The following is a 15,871-nucleotide window of genomic DNA, read 5'->3' as shown; positions in this document are numbered from 1 at the left end:
GGTTTCCAGATGCAAACCCGAAAAGGATCAGGCGCTGTAGTACATGTCGAATTCGACCGGGCTGGGGGTGGTTTCCCAGCGCGAGACTTCTTCCCACTTCAGTTCGATGTAGGCTTCGATCTGGTCCTTGGAGAACACGTCGCCCTTCAGCAGGAAGTCGTGGTCGGCCGCCAGCTCTTCGAGCGCTTCGCGCAAGGAACCGCAAACGGTCGGCACTTCGGCCAGTTCAGCCGGCGGCAGGTCGTAGAGGTTCTTGTCCATCGCCTCGCCCGGGTGGATCTTGTTCACGATCCCGTCGAGCCCGGCCATCAGCAGCGCGGCATAGGCCAGGTAGGGGTTGGCCATCGCGTCCGGGAAGCGGAACTCGACCCGCTTGGCCTTGTCGCCCGTGCCATAGGGAATGCGGCACGAGGCCGACCGGTTGCGGGCGGAATAGGCCAGCAGCACCGGTGCCTCGAAACCCGGTACCAGCCGCTTGTAGCTGTTGGTGGTCGGGTTGGTGAAGGCGTTCAAGGCCTTGGCGTGCTTGATTACCCCGCCGATGTAGTAAAGGCAGGTTTCGGAAAGACCGGCATAGCCATTCCCGGCGAAGGTCGGCTTGCCGTCCTTCCAGATCGACATGTGGGTGTGCATTCCGCTGCCATTGTCAGCCTTGATCGGCTTGGGCATGAACGTGGCCGTCTTGCCGTAGGCGTGAGCCACCTGGTGGACGACATACTTGTAGATCTGCATATTGTCGGCAGTCTTCACCAGCGTGTCGAAGGTCACGCCCAGTTCGTGCTGGGCAGCGGCGACTTCGTGGTGGTGCTTGTCGCAGTTGAGGCCCATTTCGATCATGGTCGAGACCATCTCCGCACGGATATCGACCGCGCTGTCAACCGGGGCGACCGGGAAATAGCCGCCCTTAGCACGCGGACGGTGGGCAAGGTTGCCGCTCTCGTATTCCTTGCCGGTGTTGGTCGGCAGTTCGATGTCGTCGATGGCAAAGCCCGAACCGGCATAGCCATCTTCAAAGCGCACATCGTCGAACATGAAGAATTCGGCTTCCGGCCCGACATAGACCGTGTCACCGATACCGGTGGTCTTGAGGTAAGCCTCGGCGCGCTTGGCGGTCGAACGCGGGTCGCGGCTGTAGAGGTCACCGGTCGAAGGCTCGACGATATCACAGAACAGCACCAGCATCGGGGTTGCGCTGAACGGGTCGAGCACGGCCCGGTCCAGATCGGGCTTGAGGATCATGTCGCTTTCGTTGATGACCTTCCAGCCGGCAATCGACGAGCCGTCGAACATCAGGCCGTCCTCAAGTTCGTCCTCACCCAGGATACCGGCGACCATCGTCAGGTGCTGCCACTTGCCCTTGGGATCGGTGAAGCGCAGATCGACCCATTCGATTTCCTCGTCCTTGATCTGCTTGAGGATATCCTTTGCCTTGCTCATTCGGGTTCTTCCTTCTGGTTCCCCGGCTTGGTGCGCGGGGGTTGGGATCGGTTGGAGTGGAGGCGCACAAGCGCGTCAGATCGCGTCTTCGTCCTTTTCGCCGGTGCGGATGCGCAGGGCGCTCTCAACCGGGACGACGAAGATCTTGCCGTCACCGATGCGCCCGGTCTGCGCCGCTGCCGCAATGGCTTCGACCACGCGCTCGGCAATGCTGTCATTGACCACGACCTCAAGTTTCACCTTGGGCAGGAAATCGACCACGTATTCGGCGCCGCGATAGAGCTCGGTATGCCCTTTCTGTCGGCCGAAGCCCTTGGCCTCTGTCACGGTGATGCCGGAAACGCCGATCTCGTGCAGCGCTTCCTTCACTTCATCGAGCTTGAAGGGTTTGATGATCGCTTCGATCTTTTTCATGTCGGTCCCGCGTCCCTGCACCTTGTGCCAAGGCACCGGGCGGTTGCCCGGCACGCTCGGCCCGGAATATCGTGATGACAATCTATCAAGAATCGTGCCAAGCCGCCAGCGTCCGCAGGCAGACGGGCGACCTCCAAGGTCAGTCCCTCATCTGCCTAAACCGAATCCAGATTTTGCCTAAATTTTAGGCAGGAAGCCGCAGTCCGAGGGTTTCCTCAAGTCCGGCCATCAGGTTGAGCGACTGGACGGCTGCGCCGCTGGCGCCCTTTCCTAGATTGTCGAGCACTGCGATCAGGCGCGCCTGCGATCCGTCCGCGCTGCCGAAGACCTGGAGGGTCAGATCGTCGTGCGGCTGTTCTTGTGCGCGAAGAACAATTTCATCACGCGGCGTGCCCACGACCCGCACGATCCTGCTGTCTTCATAGAACGCCGCGAGGCAATCGCTGAGCGCTTCCGGCGCAGGCGCAGTCACGGCAGCAAGGGGCAGGGGCACTTCCACCACCATTCCGCGAAAAGCGGGAATGACAGCAGGCGCAAACACCGGCGGGTGGGCCAGCCCTGCGTGCTGCTGCATTTCGGCAATATGCTTGTGGCCAAGGGCAAGGCCGTAGCTTCGGAAAGCAAGGTCGGTCTCAGCCTCGAACCGTTCGATCAGGGCCTTGCCGCCGCCGGAATAGCCGCTGACCGCATTGACCGTGTAAGGCCATTCCGCCGGTAGCAGGCCGGCGCGCACCAGCGGTGCCATCAGGCCAAGAAACCCGGTCGGGTAGCAACCGGGATTGCTTACCAGGCGGGCCTCGGCCACGGTCTGGGCGCCGACCAGTTCGGGGAAACCGTAGGTCCAGCCCTGAGCCACGCGGTGGGCGCTCGAGGCGTCGATCACGCGGGTGCGGCCGGCCGGGTCGATCAGCGCGACAGCTTCGCGCGCCGCCTCGTCGGGAAGGCACAGGATAGCGAAATCGGCTTCGTTGAGGGCGGCGCGGCGGGCATCGGCACTTTTGCGCTGCGCATCATCGAGCAGGATCAGCGCAAATTCACTACGGCCTTCAAGGCGCTCCCGGATTTCGAGGCCGGTCGTCCCCGCGGCCCCGTCGATGAAGACCGAAAAGGTCATTCAGCCAGAGCTTCGAGCGGCAGATAGCCGGTCGGCCCGCTTGGTCCGAGGCACCCCCACACCCAGGCGCTGCCCAGGTCCAGCACTTCGAATGCACTGTCCTTGGCCAGCAGGGCCACCGTCTCGGCATCGCTGCGGGGGCCGGCGCGCAATGATTCTGCACGAGCCAGCTTCCGAGCGAGCGGGATGACGTAGCTCGACACAAGATACTGTTCCGCCAGCGCGATATGGGCCAGATCGCCCCGGATCGGCAGCCCGCTGCCTTCCGGGCGCACGACCGGGCCGGACAGTGAAAGCTGCCCGTCTGGCACATGATATACCGGCTGATCGCTCACGCTTGACCCGTTACCCTGTCGTTGCAGTGCGGGCGCTTATCCGCGTTCTGGCGCCACGGCAAGGTTCAGGCTTTGCCATAGCGGGCTTTCAGCATGTGAAAGGCCGCCCTGAGGCCCAGTGCGGCACCGCCCTTGGGTCGCCCCGGTTTGGCGGCGGGGCGCCATGCGAAGGTGTCAAAGTGGGCCCAGTCGATCCCTTCGCCGACGAACCGGTCAAGGAACAGGCCGGCCACGCTGGCTCCGGCAAACCCGTTGCTGTGGGTGTTGTTGGTGTCCGCAATGTCGGAAGCGAGCCACTCCCGATAGGCGGAGGGTAGTGGCAGGCGCCAGCATTCGTCGTCCCGCTCGCGTCCGGCGGCGAGCAGGGCATCGGCGGTTTCATCCCGGCGGGCCATCAGGGCGGGCAGGTCCGGCCCCAGCGCCACCCGGGCCGCCCCGGTCAGGGTAGCAAAGTCGAGGATCAGGTCAGGTTTATCCTCGCTCGCCCTCGTCAGCGCGTCGCCCAGAACCAGCCGGCCCTCGGCGTCGGTGTTACCGATTTCGACAGTCAGCCCCTGGCGGCTGCGCAGCACGTCGCCGGGGCGGAAAGCGTTGCCGGATATCGCGTTCTCCACAGCCGGCACCAGCAGGTGCAGCCGGACCGGCAATCCGGCCCCCATCACCAGGTCGGCCAGGGCGAGGGCATGTGCTGCGCCGCCCATATCCTTTTTCATCAGCAGCATTCCCGATGCCGGCTTGATGTCGAGCCCGCCGGAATCGAAGCACACCCCCTTGCCGACAATGGCGACCAGCGGGTCGCTGTGCTTGCCCCATTCCAGCCGGATCAGGCGCGGCGCGTGATGCCGCGCTGCGGCTCGCCCGACCGCATGGATCATCGGATAGTCCTTTTCCAGCGCGTCACCCTTGATCACCGTGACGGCCGCGCCATGGCGTTTGGCGATTGACTCGGCGCAGCTTTCCAGCGCGGCCGGGCCCATGTCCTCGGCCGGGGTGTTGACGAGGTCGCACACCAGGCCGACCGCCTGTGCTTCGGCCAGCGCGGGCTCGATCGCCTTGACCTCGCCGGTCAGCAGCACGCGTGGACCCGGCGCGTCCTTGGCGTCTTTGTAGCGGGAAAAGCGGTACTGCGCGGTCTGCCATCCGTGGAGGGCAGGGCCGGGTTCGCCCGAAGCCAGGCGGTAGGTGCCGCCGGGCAGGACCTCGGCCAGTTTGGCCATGCACCAGCTCGACAGGGAGGCGGGGTCGGCCACGCCGCCCACTGCGAACCAGCCGTCGCCATCCGGCACTATGCCGACCTGATAACCGCTGCCGTCGAACTTCTGTGCTGCGAGCGATGCGCGCTGGCCGGCCGAGAGCCCCTTTACCCAGGCTTCGAAACCGTCCTTGCTGACCAGATGGATCGCGACAGCATCCTGACCCCGGTCTGGCTGGATCAGCGGTTGGCGGTTCATCGGTTGCGGGTCGGCCATGCGGGGCATTCTCCGGTAAATCAGCACAAGGGTTGGCAAAGCCAGTCCGGTGCTGTTCCTGATTTCCTGCGCGCTGTCGAGTGCCTCAGCACTCGCAATTTGGCTCGGTCCACGCTACATCGCGCCGCATGACCGAATATCAGGTGATCGACAGCGAGCAGACCGTCTACCGTGACGGCACCATCAAGCTTCACGGGCCGGAAGGGTTCGAGGGGATGCGGAAAGCCGGGCGGCTGGCCGCAGAAATCCTCGACGAACTGACCGGTTTCATCGCGCCGGGCGTGACCACGCAGGACATTGACGACAAGGTGCGTGGCATGATGCTCGATGCCGGGGCTGTTCCGGCGACGCTGGGCTATCGCGGTTACACGCATAGCTGCTGCACCTCGATCAATCACGTGATCTGCCATGGGATTCCGGGTGACAAGGCGCTGAAGGACGGCGACATCGTCAACATCGACGTGACCCCGCTGCTTGATGGCTGGCACGGCGATACCAGCCGGATGTATTTCGCCGGGGAGCCGTCGCTCAAGGCGCGCAAGCTGGTCGACGTGACTTACGAATGCCTGATGCTGGGGATCGAGGCCGCAGGGAAGCCTGGTGCGCGGCTGGGCGATATCGGCGCTGCGATTGAAGCCCATGCCAGCCAGTTCCGTTATGGCGTGGTGCGCGAATTCTGCGGCCATGGCCTCGGCCGCCTGTTCCACGATGCCCCTGAAGTGATCCACGCGGGGCAGGCGGGCACCGGGCCGCTGCTGAAGCCGGGCATGTTCTTCACCATCGAGCCGATGATCAATTTGGGCAAGCCCTGGGCCAAGGTGCTGGGCGACGGGTGGACGGCGGTGACGCGGGACAAGTCGCTCTCGGCCCAGTTCGAGCACTCGCTCGGCATCACGGAAAACGGCATCGAGATTTTCACCAAGAGCCCGAAAGGCCTCGACAAACCGCCTTACTGAGGGCCGCCTCTACTGAGGGCCACCTTAATGAGCCGGGCCGACCACCCGCCGGTAGAGGTGCCAGGTTGCATGGCCCAGCACTGGCAGGGCAACCAGCAGACCAAGGAACAGCGGCACCATCGCCACGAACAGCGTTGCCGCGATCACGATGGCCCAGACCAGCATGATCGGGCCGTTTGACCGCATGGTGGCGAGGCTGACGATGATGGCGGTCAGGAAGTCCACTTCACGGTCCACCAGCATTGGCAGGCTCATCACGGTGATCGCGTAGAAGGCGAGCGCCATCAGCCCGCCGACCACGCTGCCGACGGCCAGCATGGCGATCCCGGCCGGTGTGCCGAACAACGCGAGCGATTCCGAACCCAATCCGCTTTCGGCCAGGAAGATGGCGAAGATGCCATGCGCCACCATCAGCCAGAAGCCGAAGGCCACGAACACGATCACCCCCATGCTCAGGATCTGCTCATCCCCGCGCCCTCGCAGCGCACCAAGCACTGCGCCCCACCGGAGCGGCAGGCCGGCCTCGCGCCGCCGGCTGACTTCGTAGAGACCGACCGCGATGAACGGGGCCACCAGCGGGAAACCGGCGGCGGCGGGGATCAGCCAGGTGGCCTCGCCCCACGCGAACAGGGCGTAGGTCAGGAACAGGCCGCTGCCGACGTAAATGCCGGCAAAGAACAGTCCGAACAGAGGTGCGGCGAGAAAATCGCGCCAGCCTCCCGCAAGCGCGGCGCGCAGATCGGCAATGGTTAGGTCGCGCGCGACAGCAACGGGCGCGACCTGAGCCTTGGTGGCCATGGTCGTATCCTCTCTCTTCGCGACGCCCCGACGCAAAAGGTGCCTCAACCGCGGGCGCGGCGCAAGCCTGTCACTGCTCGCGGGCGGAGCGGATCGCGGCTCCGGCGGCGAACGGGGCCAGGGCTACCAGCCCGAGGCTGATGGCGCCCGCCAGGGCAATCCCGGTCGTATCGCCCCGCGCCAGGCTGCCTGCGCCGAAGATCAGGATCGGCACGGCCAGCGGCACCAGCAGCAGGCCAGACAGCGCCGCCCCTCCGCGCAAGGTGGCGGTCAGCGCGGCAATGATGATCCCGATCGCGGCGAGACCCGGCGTACCCGCCAGCAGGCCGAGCAGGAGCAGGCGGGTGGTCTCGTTCTCCAGCCCGAGCAGGGCAGAGGCCGGGAGGGTGGCGAGCAGCAGGAGTGGGCCGAAGCTCAGCCAGTGGGCCAGCAGGCGCACTGCCATGGCCAGTTCCTCCGACACCCCGCGCAGCGCCAGCTGGTCGAAGGTGCCGAGGTCAAGGTCGGGCGCGACCAGCCGGTCAAGCGGCAGGATGGCCGCAAGCAGCGCGGCGATCCACACCACCCCGCCGCCGGTCCGGGCGAGCAACTTGGGGTCTGGCCCGACCGCGAACGGGAATAGCATGGCGACCGCGATGAAGAACAACAGCGGCAACCCCGCACCGCCGCGCCCGCCGCCCGAAAGCAGGCCCAGCAGATCGCGCCACAGCAGGGCCGCCATCAGCCGGATCATGCGGTAAACTCCGCCAGGTCGAGCACCCGCATCCCGTCAAGCGGAAATGGCTGGTGCGAGGCGAGGACACAGATCCCGTTAGCCCGGCAATGGCTTTCAACCATTGCGCCGACCATGCTCACGCCCTTGTGATCGAGCCCGTTGAGCGGCTCGTCGAGCAACCAGATCGGCGCGGCCTGCGCGGTGAGCCGGGCAAGAGCGGCGCGCTTTTTCTGGCCGGTGGAAAGATAGCGGACCGGCACGTCAAGCAGGTCTTCCAGGTGCCAGGGGAAGTTCGTGTCCGGTGCCTGATCGAGTGTGCGCCAGAAGCCGAGCGCGCGCCCAAGGGGCAGTTCGGGGTCGAGCGCGGGTCGCTCGTCCACCAGGCCGACCGCGCCGTAACGGGCAACCTCGCCAGCGTAAGGGCGCAGCAGGCCGCCAAGAATGCGCAGCAGGCTGGACTTGCCGATCCCGTTGGCACCCGTGACGTGCAGCACTTCACGCGGTTTGAGCGACAGCGTTACTCTGCGAAACAGCAGGCGATCGCCGCGCCGGCAGGCAATATCCGTCGCGGCGAGAGAGGCTTGCGTGGGGCCTTGCATGGGCTGGGGCGATAGGCGAAAGGCGGGCGGGTCACAAGAAAGGGCAGATCATGGCCGTCGAAAAGCTCAGTGAGGAAGATCTGGCAACCTGGCTGGCGGCGTTGCCCGGCTGGTCGCTGGCGCGGGACGGCGCGGCGATTGCCCGCACGTTCGAGTTTGCCGATTTCAACGAGGCGTTCGGGTTCATGACCCGGGTTGCCCTGCTGGCGGACAAGCAGGATCACCATCCCGAATGGTCGAATGTCTACAACCGCGTAACCATCGAACTGACCACCCATGATGCCGATGACGGGGCAGGCGGGTTGACTCACCGCGACACCCGCCTGGCCAAGGCGATCGGTAAGCTCGTATGATCGCGCGGCTGCTTGCGGTCGCGGCTTTCATCGCGCCGGTTGCAGCACAGGCGGCCGAGGACGCGGCCTGGGCAGGGGTCTATGAAGGGACCATCGGCCGCTATCCGGTGACTGTGTGCCTCCAGTCATGGGGCGATGGCAGCGCATTGGGGGCTTACTACTACCACAGCCAGCTCAAGCCGATCCGGCTTGACGGAACAGGTGATCCGGCCCGCTGGATCGAGGTGACAGAAGGCGACAATCGGGATGTGCGAACCGGGCCCCGCTGGTCACTGACGGGGCTGGGCGGCGATACCGTAACCGGAACATGGCGTGCGGGGAAGCGGGCCTTGCCGATCACCCTCAGGGGTGTGATGGATGACAGCGCCGCCGATGGTTTTCCCTGCGCTTCTGCTGCATTCCTGTCGAGGCGAGCGGTGCCAGTGGCATTTGAGCGGACGGCGGATTCGGCCGCCGGTCTGGTTTTTACGCGGGTGACCTACAAGCCCCCGGCCCACTTTTCTGACGTATCGATCGAGAATTTCACCTTCGGTCCGTCGCAACCGGGCGATGCGGCCATCCTACGGGAGCTTGAGGCCGGCTTGCCGCGCGGCACTGTCGATGATGAATTCATCCAGTGCATGGCCGGTGCGCTCGGCTCGCTCGGCATCGACGGTTTCTGGGAGCAGAGCAGTTCGCCGGCCTATGTCAGCCAGGCGTTTCTGGCAGTTCAAACCAGCCTCGGGACCTTTTGCGGCGGGGCGCATCCCAATTTCGGCTCTTACCAGCGGGTCTTCGACCGGGAGACCGGAGCGGAAGTGAAGCTGGAGGGTTGGCTAGGCGCGGCGGCCTGGGGCGAGGTCGAGTACGATACGAGGCCGCTTGCCGCTGCGCTGCGCGAACTGGCGCTGAGGCACTGGCCGGACGATAGTGAGCCTGAATGCCGCCAAGCTGCGCTGGACCAGAGCTACTGGACGTTCGGCCTGAGCGCCGCCGGGTTCAGCCTTACGCCGGATTTTCCCCATGTGCTGACGGCATGCGAGGAAACCGCCACTGTGCCGTGGACGGAGATCGAACCCTACCTGTCGCACGAGGGCAATGCTGCCCGCGCCCGGATGCGTTAGCGCCCCAGCGGCCGCGCCATCCCGCGCGATTGGGCCCGGACCCGGCCCGGCATCCAGCGCGCGGCAAAGCTGATCTGGCGTGCGGTCTTGCCGACCACCCAGTGCAGCTTGTTGCCGTGGACGGCATCCCACACCGCCTGCGCCACATCCTCCGCGCTGGTCAGTTCCAGCCCCGCTGCCTTGACCCGCTCGCGGATCGATTCGTTGCTGCCTTGATTGGGGGTATGGTCGAGCAGCGGCGTTTCGATGAAACTGGGGCAGATCGATGCGACCTTGATCCCGAACTCTGACCATTCGGCATCGAGGCTCTCGGTCATCCCCCGCACCCCGAACTTGGTCGCCGAATAGACCGACGCGCCGCCGGTGCCGTAAATCCCCGCCGCGCTGGCGGTGTTGATCAGCGCGCTGCCGGGCGCGGTCTTCTTGAGGTGCGGCAACACGGCCTGCGCGCCCCAGAATACGCCCTTGAGGTTGATGTCGATGCAGCGCTCGATTTCCTCGGTGGTGTTTTCCGACAGCGAGCCGCCGAGCGGGATCCCGGCATTGTTGGCCAAAACATCGATCCGTCCGCCTGCTGCGGTCGAGAATGCTTCCAGCGCTACATCCCAGGCTGCGCGATCGCGCACGTCGAACTTGTGGCTGTAGGTGAAGCCATTGCCGATCTGCGCGGCGGTCTGCTTCATCCCTTCGCTGTCGATATCGCCAAGGCCGACAAACCAGCCCTGGCCGCCGAACTTGACTGCGATAGCCCGCCCGATGCCCGATCCGCCGCCCGAAATGAAGATCGCTTTCTTGGCTGCCATGTCCTGTTCCCCCCAAAAAATGAAACCGCGCCGAAGTGACTACTCCCGCGCGGCCTCATTTGCCAACAGGTTTACGCCAACGTCAATTAAGTCGGCGTCAATCGTGCCGGGCGTCAGCCACCGATGGCGTCTGCAAGCCCATCGACGTAGTCTGCGCCTTCGACAATCTGGGCGGTGGAATTCTTTACCGTATCGCCGATCGGCTCCATCCGCCCACCAAGGCAGGTGGCAAGGAACGCCTCGGTTACCGCATTGAAGGCGATGTTGTTGTTAGGCTTGGCAAAGCCGTGACCTTCATCGGGGAAGAGGACGTAAGTGACCGGGATGCCGGCCTTTTTCATTGCTTCCACGATCTGGTCGCTTTCCGGCTGAGTAACGCGGGGATCGTTGGCGCCCTGGCCGATCAGCAGAGGTTTGGTGATCTTGTCTGCGAAGTGGAGCGGGCTGCGTTCCTTCAGCAGGGCCAGACCCTCGGGTGTGTTCGGATTGCCCATCCGTTCGTGGAACTGGGCGACAATCGGCGCCCAGTAGGGCGGGATCGTGGCGAGCAATGTTTCCAGGTTCGACGGCCCGACGATGTCGACCCCGCAGGCGAAGGTATCGGGAGTGAAGGTCAGGCCGGCGAGCGTGGCATAACCGCCGTAGCTGCCGCCCATGATCGCCACCTTGTCAGCCGAAGTGACGCCCTTTTCGACCGCCCAGTTCACCGCGTCGATCAGATCGTCATGCATCTTGCGGCCCCATTCGAGGTTGCCCGCGTTGATGAAATCCTTGCCGAAGCCGGTCGAGCCGCGGAAGTTGACCGAGAGCACGGCATAGCCGCGGTTGGTCAGCCACTGGTGGTAGGGGTTGTAGCCGTAGCCATCGCGTGCCCAGGGGCCGCCGTGGACCATCAGCACCAGCGGCACGGAGGTTTCCGGCATCCCGTCACCATTGGCATCGCTGCCCGGCGGCAGGGTGAGATAGCTCGGCAAGGTCAGCCCGTCGCGCGAGGTGATTTCCACCGGGTGCATCGGCTGGAGCGGGGCGCCGACCAGTTCCGGACGGCTGGTGTAGAATTCGGTCAGGGTCTTGGCGCCGCGGTCGTAGATATAGGCCTTGGTCGGCGCGGTCACCGGATCGTTCCAGACCACCCACTTGGTGTCGTCCTCGGTCCGCGACTGAACCCCGAAATCGCCTTCAAGCCGGCTGTCGAGCCAGTCGAGCGAGGCCTGAACCTCCGGTTTGATCGCAGTCCATTCGGTCCGCAGGTAAGTGAAGCTGTAAGCCTCCACTTCGCCGGTCTTGGGATTGCTGAGTGCGCCCCCGATATCGGCCTTGTCGTTCTCGGCGATGACCCGCTTTTCTCCGGTGGCCACGTCCTGCGCGATCAGGGCGGCGGTGTTCCGGCCGCGGCTGTCGATCCAGTACATGGTCTTGCCGTCGGTGGTAAAGCCGGCCGGGTTGGTGGTGAGGGAATCTTCAAGGCCGGTGGTATCGCTCGGCGCGTCTGCCACCTTGCCATCGACCACAGGGAAATAATCCATCCCGCCCGCCGCATTCGGCCGCACGGCCATGCGAAGGGCCAGATTGTCGTCGGCAAGGAAGCCGGCGTAGGCGTTGTTTTCCATCACCAGCGTCAGTTCGCCGCTCTTCAGGTCCAGCAGGTGCACGTCATGAAAGCGCGGGTCGCGGTTGTTGAGGCCGACCAGGATCTTGTCCTTGATCGAATTGGAGGAACCGACAACCATGACCCGGGTCTTCTCGAACGGCGTCAGGGTGCGCTCTGCCCCGGTAGCAAGGTCGATGCCGTAAAGCAGGAAGTTCTCGTCGCCGCCCTTGTCCTGAATGTACATCAGGCTCTGGCTGTCGGGTGACCAGAAATACTGCGAAATCGGCCGGTCGGTCGAGCTGGTCATGACCTTGGCAGCAGCGGGATCGGATACCGGTGCGATCCACACGTTCATCACGCCGTTATGCGGCGCGCGCCAGCTCAGCCACTTGCCGTCCGGGCTGATCTGGCCGCCTGCCTTGGACGGATTGCCGAACAGCTTCTCGCGGTCGATCAGGGGGGCAGCGGAGGCGGGTGTCGTCATCGTGTGTCCCTTGTGGGCATGGTTATCGGCGCTGGCAGCAGCGGGCAGGGTCAGTGCGCTCGCCGCAAGCAGCAGGGTGGCAAAGGTTTTCATGGCGTCCTCCGGTTGGGAATTGATGGCGGAGACTAACCGTTAAACCACGGATTTGCATCCCAATTCGACCAACGGTCCAATGCGCAGGTCTAAAGCGCCGGATTGTTGTAGGCGTGCCAGGTGAAAATCGCCACGGCCCCCCGGTGCGGCCGCCAACCGCTTGCCAGGGCACGGGTTTCCTTTTCCGAAGGGCGTGCAGGCAAACCCAGTATCCGGCCCAGGCCCGCCTGCACTGCCAGGTCACCCGCCGGCCAGATGTCGGCGCGCCCCTCGGCGAACAGCAGGTATATCTCTGCCGACCAGCGCCCGATGCCCTTGATCCGGGTCAATTCGGCAATGGCGAGTTCATCATCGGCAGGCAGCGTGTCGAAGTCGAGCGCGCCGGAAACCACCAGTTCGCACAGCGAGCGGACATAGCCCTGCTTCTGGCGGGAGAGGCCGCAGGCCCGCAGGGCATCGAAATCGCGCGCGAGCAAATCCCCGGGGGCCATTTCCTCGCCCAGTTCCGCCTCCAGCTTGCGCCAGACCGAGGCGGCCGCTGCCACGCTGACCTGCTGGCCGACGATCGTGCGCAGCAGGGTCTGGTATCCGGTCGGCCGGATGCGCGGTTCGGGATAGCCGACCGCTGCCAGCGCCCGAGCCAGGGCCGGCTCGATCGCAGCGACGGTATCGATACCGTCCCGCAAGGCCTGTGCACTCAATCCCATTGCCTTCTCCCTTTGGCCCTCTCCATTTTGCCTGTCCCATGCTCGCCGCTTGCAAAACGGGCCTGGTTTCCCTAGCAGCCTGCCGCCAAGCGGCCCGTTGCGGCCGGACCATCCAAGGGGAACGCCCATCATGCCCAAGCTGACCGTCGTCAACCGTGCCGGGGAAGAATCGACCATCGACGTTGCCGATGGCCTTACCGTGATGGAAGCGATCCGGGACAACGGGTTCGACGAACTGCTGGCCCTGTGCGGCGGCTGTTGTTCCTGCGCGACCTGCCATGTCCATGTCGATCCCGCCTTCGTCGGCCAGCTTCCGGCAATGAGCGAGGATGAAAACGACCTGCTCGACAGCAGCGACCATCGCGACGAGACCTCGCGCCTGTCATGCCAGTTGGCATTCACGGCTGACCTCGATGGCCTCAGGGTCACTATCGCCCCTGAAGATTGATCTTCGTTGCGGCAACCGGCCTGAACGCCTAGTTCGCAAGGCATGATCTCAGGCCATATCGCGACCGACACGCTCGATCTCATCGGCAACACGCCCCTCGTCCTGCTGAAGGGGCCGAGCGAGGCGGCCGGCTGTGAAATCTGGGGCAAGTGCGAATTTGCCAATCCCGGCGCCAGCGTGAAGGACCGGGCCGCGCTCGGTATCATCCGTGACGCCGAGGCCAAGGGCGAATTGCAACCTGGCGGAACGATTGTCGAAGGCACGGCGGGCAACACCGGCATCGGCCTGGCACTGGTGGCCAACGCCCGCGGCTACAAGACGATCATCGTCATGCCGGACAACCAGAGCCAGGAAAAGATGGCCACCCTGCGCGCGCTGGGGGCCGAGCTGGTCACCGTGCCGCCCACCAAGTTCGCGAACCCCGGGCACTTCGTCCACACCTCGCGCCGCCTGGCGGAAGAAACCCCCGGCGCAGTCTGGGCCAACCAGTTCGACAATATTGCCAACCGCCGGGCGCATATCGAAGGCACGGCTGCCGAGCTGTGGGACCAGCTCGAAGGACGGATTGACGGGTTTACCTGCGCTGCAGGAACCGGCGGAACCATCGCCGGGGTCGGGCTGGGGCTCAAGGAACGGGACGAGAAGGTCACCATTGCCCTGACCGACCCTCATGGCGCGGCGCTCTACAGCTATTATGCCACCGGCGAGCTCAAGGCCGAAGGGAACTCGGTCGCGGAAGGGATCGGGCAGGGGCGGATTACCGCCAACCTCGAAGGCGCACCGATCGACACCCAGTACCGCATTTCCGACGAGGAAGGGCTGATGTGGGTTGCCCGCCTGCTGCGCGAGGAAGGGCTGTGTCTCGGCCTCAGTTCGGGGATCAACGTGGCCGGGGCGGTCGCGCTCGGCCGCGAACTCGGCAAGGGTGCGCGGGTCGCCACGATCCTGTGCGACACGGGCTTCCGTTATCTTTCAACTCTCTACAATCCCGGCTGGCTGGCCTCCAAGGGGCTGCCCGTGTTTGACTGGCTCAAGGCCGATTGACTGGCGCTGCCATTCGGTTACCCAGACCGGCGTGATGGCAAGCCAGGGCAACCTTATGAACGTCGATGACGCGGTGCTTGTCGCCGATCTTGCGGCGCGGCCTGATCGCAGCCGCGCGGAAGCCCTCCAGCGCCTGCAGATCGGGCTGGCGGGACTGGGTTCCATGGTGCTGCTGATCGGTCTGGCCAGCGTCATCATGCAACGGGCCGACCTGACCGAGGCCGGGTCTGTGCCCGATGCCGCCGCCACTGTCGCGGCCGATCAGCCGGGCGCCAAGAAGAACGACCCGCTGGCAGAAGCAGGCGTGGTGCCCGATCTTCCGGCCCAGCGGGATTCCGAACGGGCACAGGAACCGGCCATCGTGCCGGAACGGGGCAATGACGCGCCAGACCAGTAGCCCGGCCGTTATTGCGGCTGCCTGCCTGTTCCTGCTTAGTGGTTGCGACGACAGTGCACCGGTGTCACCGCCTCCACCGCCAGCCGTGTCAGCCATGGACATCGGGCTCCTTTCCAGCCTGCCGGTTTACTGGGCCGAAAGCGAGAATCTCGCCGACATGCTGCAACCGGAGCAGGAGATCCCGTGGCCGCGCCAGCAGATCGAGCAGCGGCACCGGCTGGTTCCGCTTGATTCGCTGGCGGGCCCCGCCGGGGTGGCGCGGGTCCAGGCGGTGATCCTCGCTCAGCCGCGTCCGCTGTCTGCTGAAGAAAATGTGGCGCTGGACGACTGGGTGAGGGCAGGCGGGCAGGCGCTGGTCTTCGCTGATCCCATGCTGACCGCGGAAAGCCGCTTTTCGATCGGAGACCGCCGCCGGCCGCAGGACGTGGCGCTCCTGTCGCCGATCCTGGCCCGATGGGGCATTGCGCTGGAATTCGACGAGGATCAGCCCGCCGGAGAACGGCTTGTCGAAGACCCTGTGGCAGGGCCGATACCGGTCCATCTTGCAGGGCGGCTGCGCGCTGAGCGCAGCAGCGCGGCGGGAGAAGGGGAGTGCCGGTTCGCCGCGGAGGGGCTGGTCGCCCGGTGTGCCGTCGGGCTCGGCTCGGTCACGGTCGTGGCCGATGCAGCCCTGCTTGAGAACGCCGAGGGGGACGCTTCGGGCCAGCGAGCCGCTGCGCTCACCCGGCTCGTCGACTCGCTTGCCGCGCCGCAGCCGGGGACAAGGCGGGCGAACGCGGGTTCTGGGGCGCAAAAGGCCGGCGAAGCTGCGGCTGGTGCGCAAGCGGAGGGGCAAAGGAGTATGATTAACAACAAAATTCCGTGATATCCCCATTCATCCCCATTTTACCCCTTCCATCCCCGCTCGAGCAGGGTTAATACCGTCCTCCATCAGGCAGGTCGTTTGCTGTTGCGTTCCGTCCAGCGGTTCGCGTCACCCGCGTTTGCGCGCGGGCGGCAGCGGGGAAGGCA

At 65.1% G+C, this 15,871-nt stretch carries 18 protein-coding genes; 7 read left to right on the top strand and 11 right to left on the bottom strand.

Features of this window, described 5'->3' with window-relative positions; genetic code table 11:
- Window positions 1-27: 27 nt before the first annotated feature.
- The 5 genes from glnA to U4960_RS13845 form a co-directional block, all read right to left on the bottom strand.
- Window positions 28-1,437 carry a type I glutamate--ammonia ligase gene (gene glnA / locus U4960_RS13865; protein WP_324261221.1) on the bottom strand — a complete coding sequence of 470 codons (1,410 nt, stop codon included), beginning with the start codon at window positions 1,435-1,437 and terminating at the stop codon, window positions 28-30.
- A 75-nt stretch (window positions 1,438-1,512) separates the two neighbouring features.
- Window positions 1,513-1,851 (bottom strand): P-II family nitrogen regulator, encoded by a 339-nt coding sequence (locus tag U4960_RS13860; protein WP_324261220.1) that lies wholly within the window; start codon window positions 1,849-1,851, stop codon window positions 1,513-1,515.
- 184 nt (window positions 1,852-2,035) lie between these two features.
- Entirely contained in the window at window positions 2,036-2,965 is a 930-nt protein-coding gene (gene argC / locus U4960_RS13855; RefSeq protein ID WP_324261219.1) for an N-acetyl-gamma-glutamyl-phosphate reductase, read from the bottom strand.
- A complete protein-coding gene (locus tag U4960_RS13850) occupies window positions 2,962-3,300 on the bottom strand; it encodes a hypothetical protein (RefSeq protein WP_324261218.1) in 339 nt (112 codons plus the stop codon). The genes argC and U4960_RS13850 overlap by 4 nt, the downstream gene beginning before the upstream one ends.
- A 65-nt stretch (window positions 3,301-3,365) precedes the next feature.
- Window positions 3,366-4,751 carry a leucyl aminopeptidase family protein gene (locus U4960_RS13845; RefSeq protein WP_416379123.1) on the bottom strand — a complete coding sequence of 462 codons (1,386 nt, stop codon included), beginning with the start codon at window positions 4,749-4,751 and terminating at the stop codon, window positions 3,366-3,368.
- 146 nt (window positions 4,752-4,897) lie between these two features.
- Here U4960_RS13845 and map point away from each other — a divergent pair, with 146 nt between their 5' ends.
- Window positions 4,898-5,725 (top strand): type I methionyl aminopeptidase, encoded by an 828-nt coding sequence (map, locus tag U4960_RS13840; protein ID WP_324261216.1) that lies wholly within the window; start codon window positions 4,898-4,900, stop codon window positions 5,723-5,725.
- A gap of 24 nt (window positions 5,726-5,749) precedes the next feature.
- On the opposite strand, the gene U4960_RS13835 is transcribed toward map, so the two are convergent.
- The 3 genes from U4960_RS13835 to ccmA all read right to left on the bottom strand — a co-directional run bounded on the left by U4960_RS13835 (window position 5,750) and on the right by ccmA (window position 7,837).
- Complete coding sequence (locus tag U4960_RS13835; RefSeq protein ID WP_324261215.1) at window positions 5,750-6,523, bottom strand: DUF2189 domain-containing protein; 774 nt, start codon at window positions 6,521-6,523, stop codon at window positions 5,750-5,752.
- Window positions 6,524-6,593: 70 nt separating this feature from the next.
- Window positions 6,594-7,256, bottom strand: coding sequence for a heme exporter protein CcmB (locus U4960_RS13830; protein ID WP_324261214.1), 663 nt, complete (start codon window positions 7,254-7,256; stop codon window positions 6,594-6,596).
- Window positions 7,253-7,837, bottom strand: coding sequence for a heme ABC exporter ATP-binding protein CcmA (gene ccmA, locus U4960_RS13825; RefSeq protein WP_324261213.1), 585 nt, complete (start codon window positions 7,835-7,837; stop codon window positions 7,253-7,255). The genes U4960_RS13830 and ccmA overlap by 4 nt, the downstream gene beginning before the upstream one ends.
- A gap of 50 nt (window positions 7,838-7,887) precedes the next feature.
- Between ccmA and U4960_RS13820 the strand changes: the two genes are divergently transcribed.
- Complete coding sequence (locus tag U4960_RS13820) at window positions 7,888-8,190, top strand: 4a-hydroxytetrahydrobiopterin dehydratase (protein WP_324261212.1); 303 nt, start codon at window positions 7,888-7,890, stop codon at window positions 8,188-8,190.
- Window positions 8,187-9,293, top strand: a complete 1,107-nt coding sequence (locus U4960_RS13815; RefSeq protein WP_324261211.1) for a hypothetical protein — start codon at window positions 8,187-8,189, stop codon at window positions 9,291-9,293. The genes U4960_RS13820 and U4960_RS13815 overlap by 4 nt, the downstream gene beginning before the upstream one ends.
- Here U4960_RS13815 and U4960_RS13810 read toward each other — a convergent pair.
- The 3 genes from U4960_RS13810 to U4960_RS13800 form a co-directional block, all read right to left on the bottom strand.
- Window positions 9,290-10,096 carry an SDR family oxidoreductase gene (locus tag U4960_RS13810; RefSeq protein WP_324261210.1) on the bottom strand — a complete coding sequence of 269 codons (807 nt, stop codon included), beginning with the start codon at window positions 10,094-10,096 and terminating at the stop codon, window positions 9,290-9,292. The genes U4960_RS13815 and U4960_RS13810 overlap by 4 nt on opposite strands.
- 113 nt (window positions 10,097-10,209) lie before the next feature.
- Window positions 10,210-12,264, bottom strand: a complete 2,055-nt coding sequence (locus U4960_RS13805) for a S9 family peptidase (RefSeq protein WP_324261209.1) — start codon at window positions 12,262-12,264, stop codon at window positions 10,210-10,212.
- Window positions 12,265-12,353: 89 nt separating this feature from the next.
- Complete coding sequence (locus U4960_RS13800) at window positions 12,354-12,971, bottom strand: DNA-3-methyladenine glycosylase family protein (protein WP_324261208.1); 618 nt, start codon at window positions 12,969-12,971, stop codon at window positions 12,354-12,356.
- A 130-nt stretch (window positions 12,972-13,101) separates the two neighbouring features.
- On the opposite strand from U4960_RS13800, the gene U4960_RS13795 reads away from it, so the two are divergent.
- The 4 genes from U4960_RS13795 to U4960_RS13780 all read left to right on the top strand — a co-directional run bounded on the left by U4960_RS13795 (window position 13,102) and on the right by U4960_RS13780 (window position 15,725).
- Window positions 13,102-13,419 carry a 2Fe-2S iron-sulfur cluster-binding protein gene (locus U4960_RS13795; RefSeq protein WP_324261207.1) on the top strand — a complete coding sequence of 106 codons (318 nt, stop codon included), beginning with the start codon at window positions 13,102-13,104 and terminating at the stop codon, window positions 13,417-13,419.
- 42 nt (window positions 13,420-13,461) lie between these two features.
- Entirely contained in the window at window positions 13,462-14,463 is a 1,002-nt protein-coding gene (locus tag U4960_RS13790; protein ID WP_324261206.1) for a cysteine synthase A, read from the top strand.
- On the top strand, window positions 14,441-14,860 hold the full coding sequence (locus tag U4960_RS13785; protein WP_324261205.1) for a hypothetical protein: 420 nt from the start codon (window positions 14,441-14,443) through the stop codon (window positions 14,858-14,860). Before U4960_RS13790 ends, U4960_RS13785 begins: the two co-directional genes overlap by 23 nt.
- A 94-nt stretch (window positions 14,861-14,954) precedes the next feature.
- Entirely contained in the window at window positions 14,955-15,725 is a 771-nt protein-coding gene (locus tag U4960_RS13780; RefSeq protein WP_324261204.1) for a DUF4350 domain-containing protein, read from the top strand.
- The last annotated feature ends 146 nt before the right edge of the window (window positions 15,726-15,871 follow it).

Source organism: Altererythrobacter sp. H2, from assembly GCF_035319885.1.
GTDB lineage: Bacteria > Pseudomonadota > Alphaproteobacteria > Sphingomonadales > Sphingomonadaceae > 34-65-8.
Note: the sequence above shows the minus strand (reverse complement) of the source record. Positions and strands in the feature narration are given on the sequence as shown.

Excerpts from the sequence above, each read along its gene's own strand:
- glnA (WP_324261221.1), bottom strand. The coding sequence starts at position 1,437 with ATGAGCAAGGCAAAGGATATCCTCAAGCAGATCAAGGACGAGGAAATC.
- U4960_RS13860 (WP_324261220.1), bottom strand. The coding sequence starts at position 1,851 with ATGAAAAAGATCGAAGCGATCATCAAACCCTTCAAGCTCGATGAAGTG.
- argC (WP_324261219.1), bottom strand. The coding sequence starts at position 2,965 with ATGACCTTTTCGGTCTTCATCGACGGGGCCGCGGGGACGACCGGCCTC.
- U4960_RS13845 (WP_416379123.1), bottom strand. The coding sequence starts at position 4,751 with ATGAACCGCCAACCGCTGATCCAGCCAGACCGGGGTCAGGATGCTGTC.
- map (WP_324261216.1), top strand. The coding sequence starts at position 4,898 with ATGACCGAATATCAGGTGATCGACAGCGAGCAGACCGTCTACCGTGAC.
- U4960_RS13835 (WP_324261215.1), bottom strand. The coding sequence starts at position 6,523 with ATGGCCACCAAGGCTCAGGTCGCGCCCGTTGCTGTCGCGCGCGACCTA.
- U4960_RS13830 (WP_324261214.1), bottom strand. The coding sequence starts at position 7,256 with ATGATCCGGCTGATGGCGGCCCTGCTGTGGCGCGATCTGCTGGGCCTG.
- ccmA (WP_324261213.1), bottom strand. The coding sequence starts at position 7,837 with ATGCAAGGCCCCACGCAAGCCTCTCTCGCCGCGACGGATATTGCCTGC.
- U4960_RS13820 (WP_324261212.1), top strand. The coding sequence starts at position 7,888 with ATGGCCGTCGAAAAGCTCAGTGAGGAAGATCTGGCAACCTGGCTGGCG.
- U4960_RS13815 (WP_324261211.1), top strand. The coding sequence starts at position 8,187 with ATGATCGCGCGGCTGCTTGCGGTCGCGGCTTTCATCGCGCCGGTTGCA.
- U4960_RS13810 (WP_324261210.1), bottom strand. The coding sequence starts at position 10,096 with ATGGCAGCCAAGAAAGCGATCTTCATTTCGGGCGGCGGATCGGGCATC.
- U4960_RS13805 (WP_324261209.1), bottom strand. The coding sequence starts at position 12,264 with ATGAAAACCTTTGCCACCCTGCTGCTTGCGGCGAGCGCACTGACCCTG.
- U4960_RS13800 (WP_324261208.1), bottom strand. The coding sequence starts at position 12,971 with ATGGGATTGAGTGCACAGGCCTTGCGGGACGGTATCGATACCGTCGCT.
- U4960_RS13795 (WP_324261207.1), top strand. The coding sequence starts at position 13,102 with ATGCCCAAGCTGACCGTCGTCAACCGTGCCGGGGAAGAATCGACCATC.
- U4960_RS13790 (WP_324261206.1), top strand. The coding sequence starts at position 13,462 with ATGATCTCAGGCCATATCGCGACCGACACGCTCGATCTCATCGGCAAC.
- U4960_RS13780 (WP_324261204.1), top strand. The coding sequence starts at position 14,955 with ATGGACATCGGGCTCCTTTCCAGCCTGCCGGTTTACTGGGCCGAAAGC.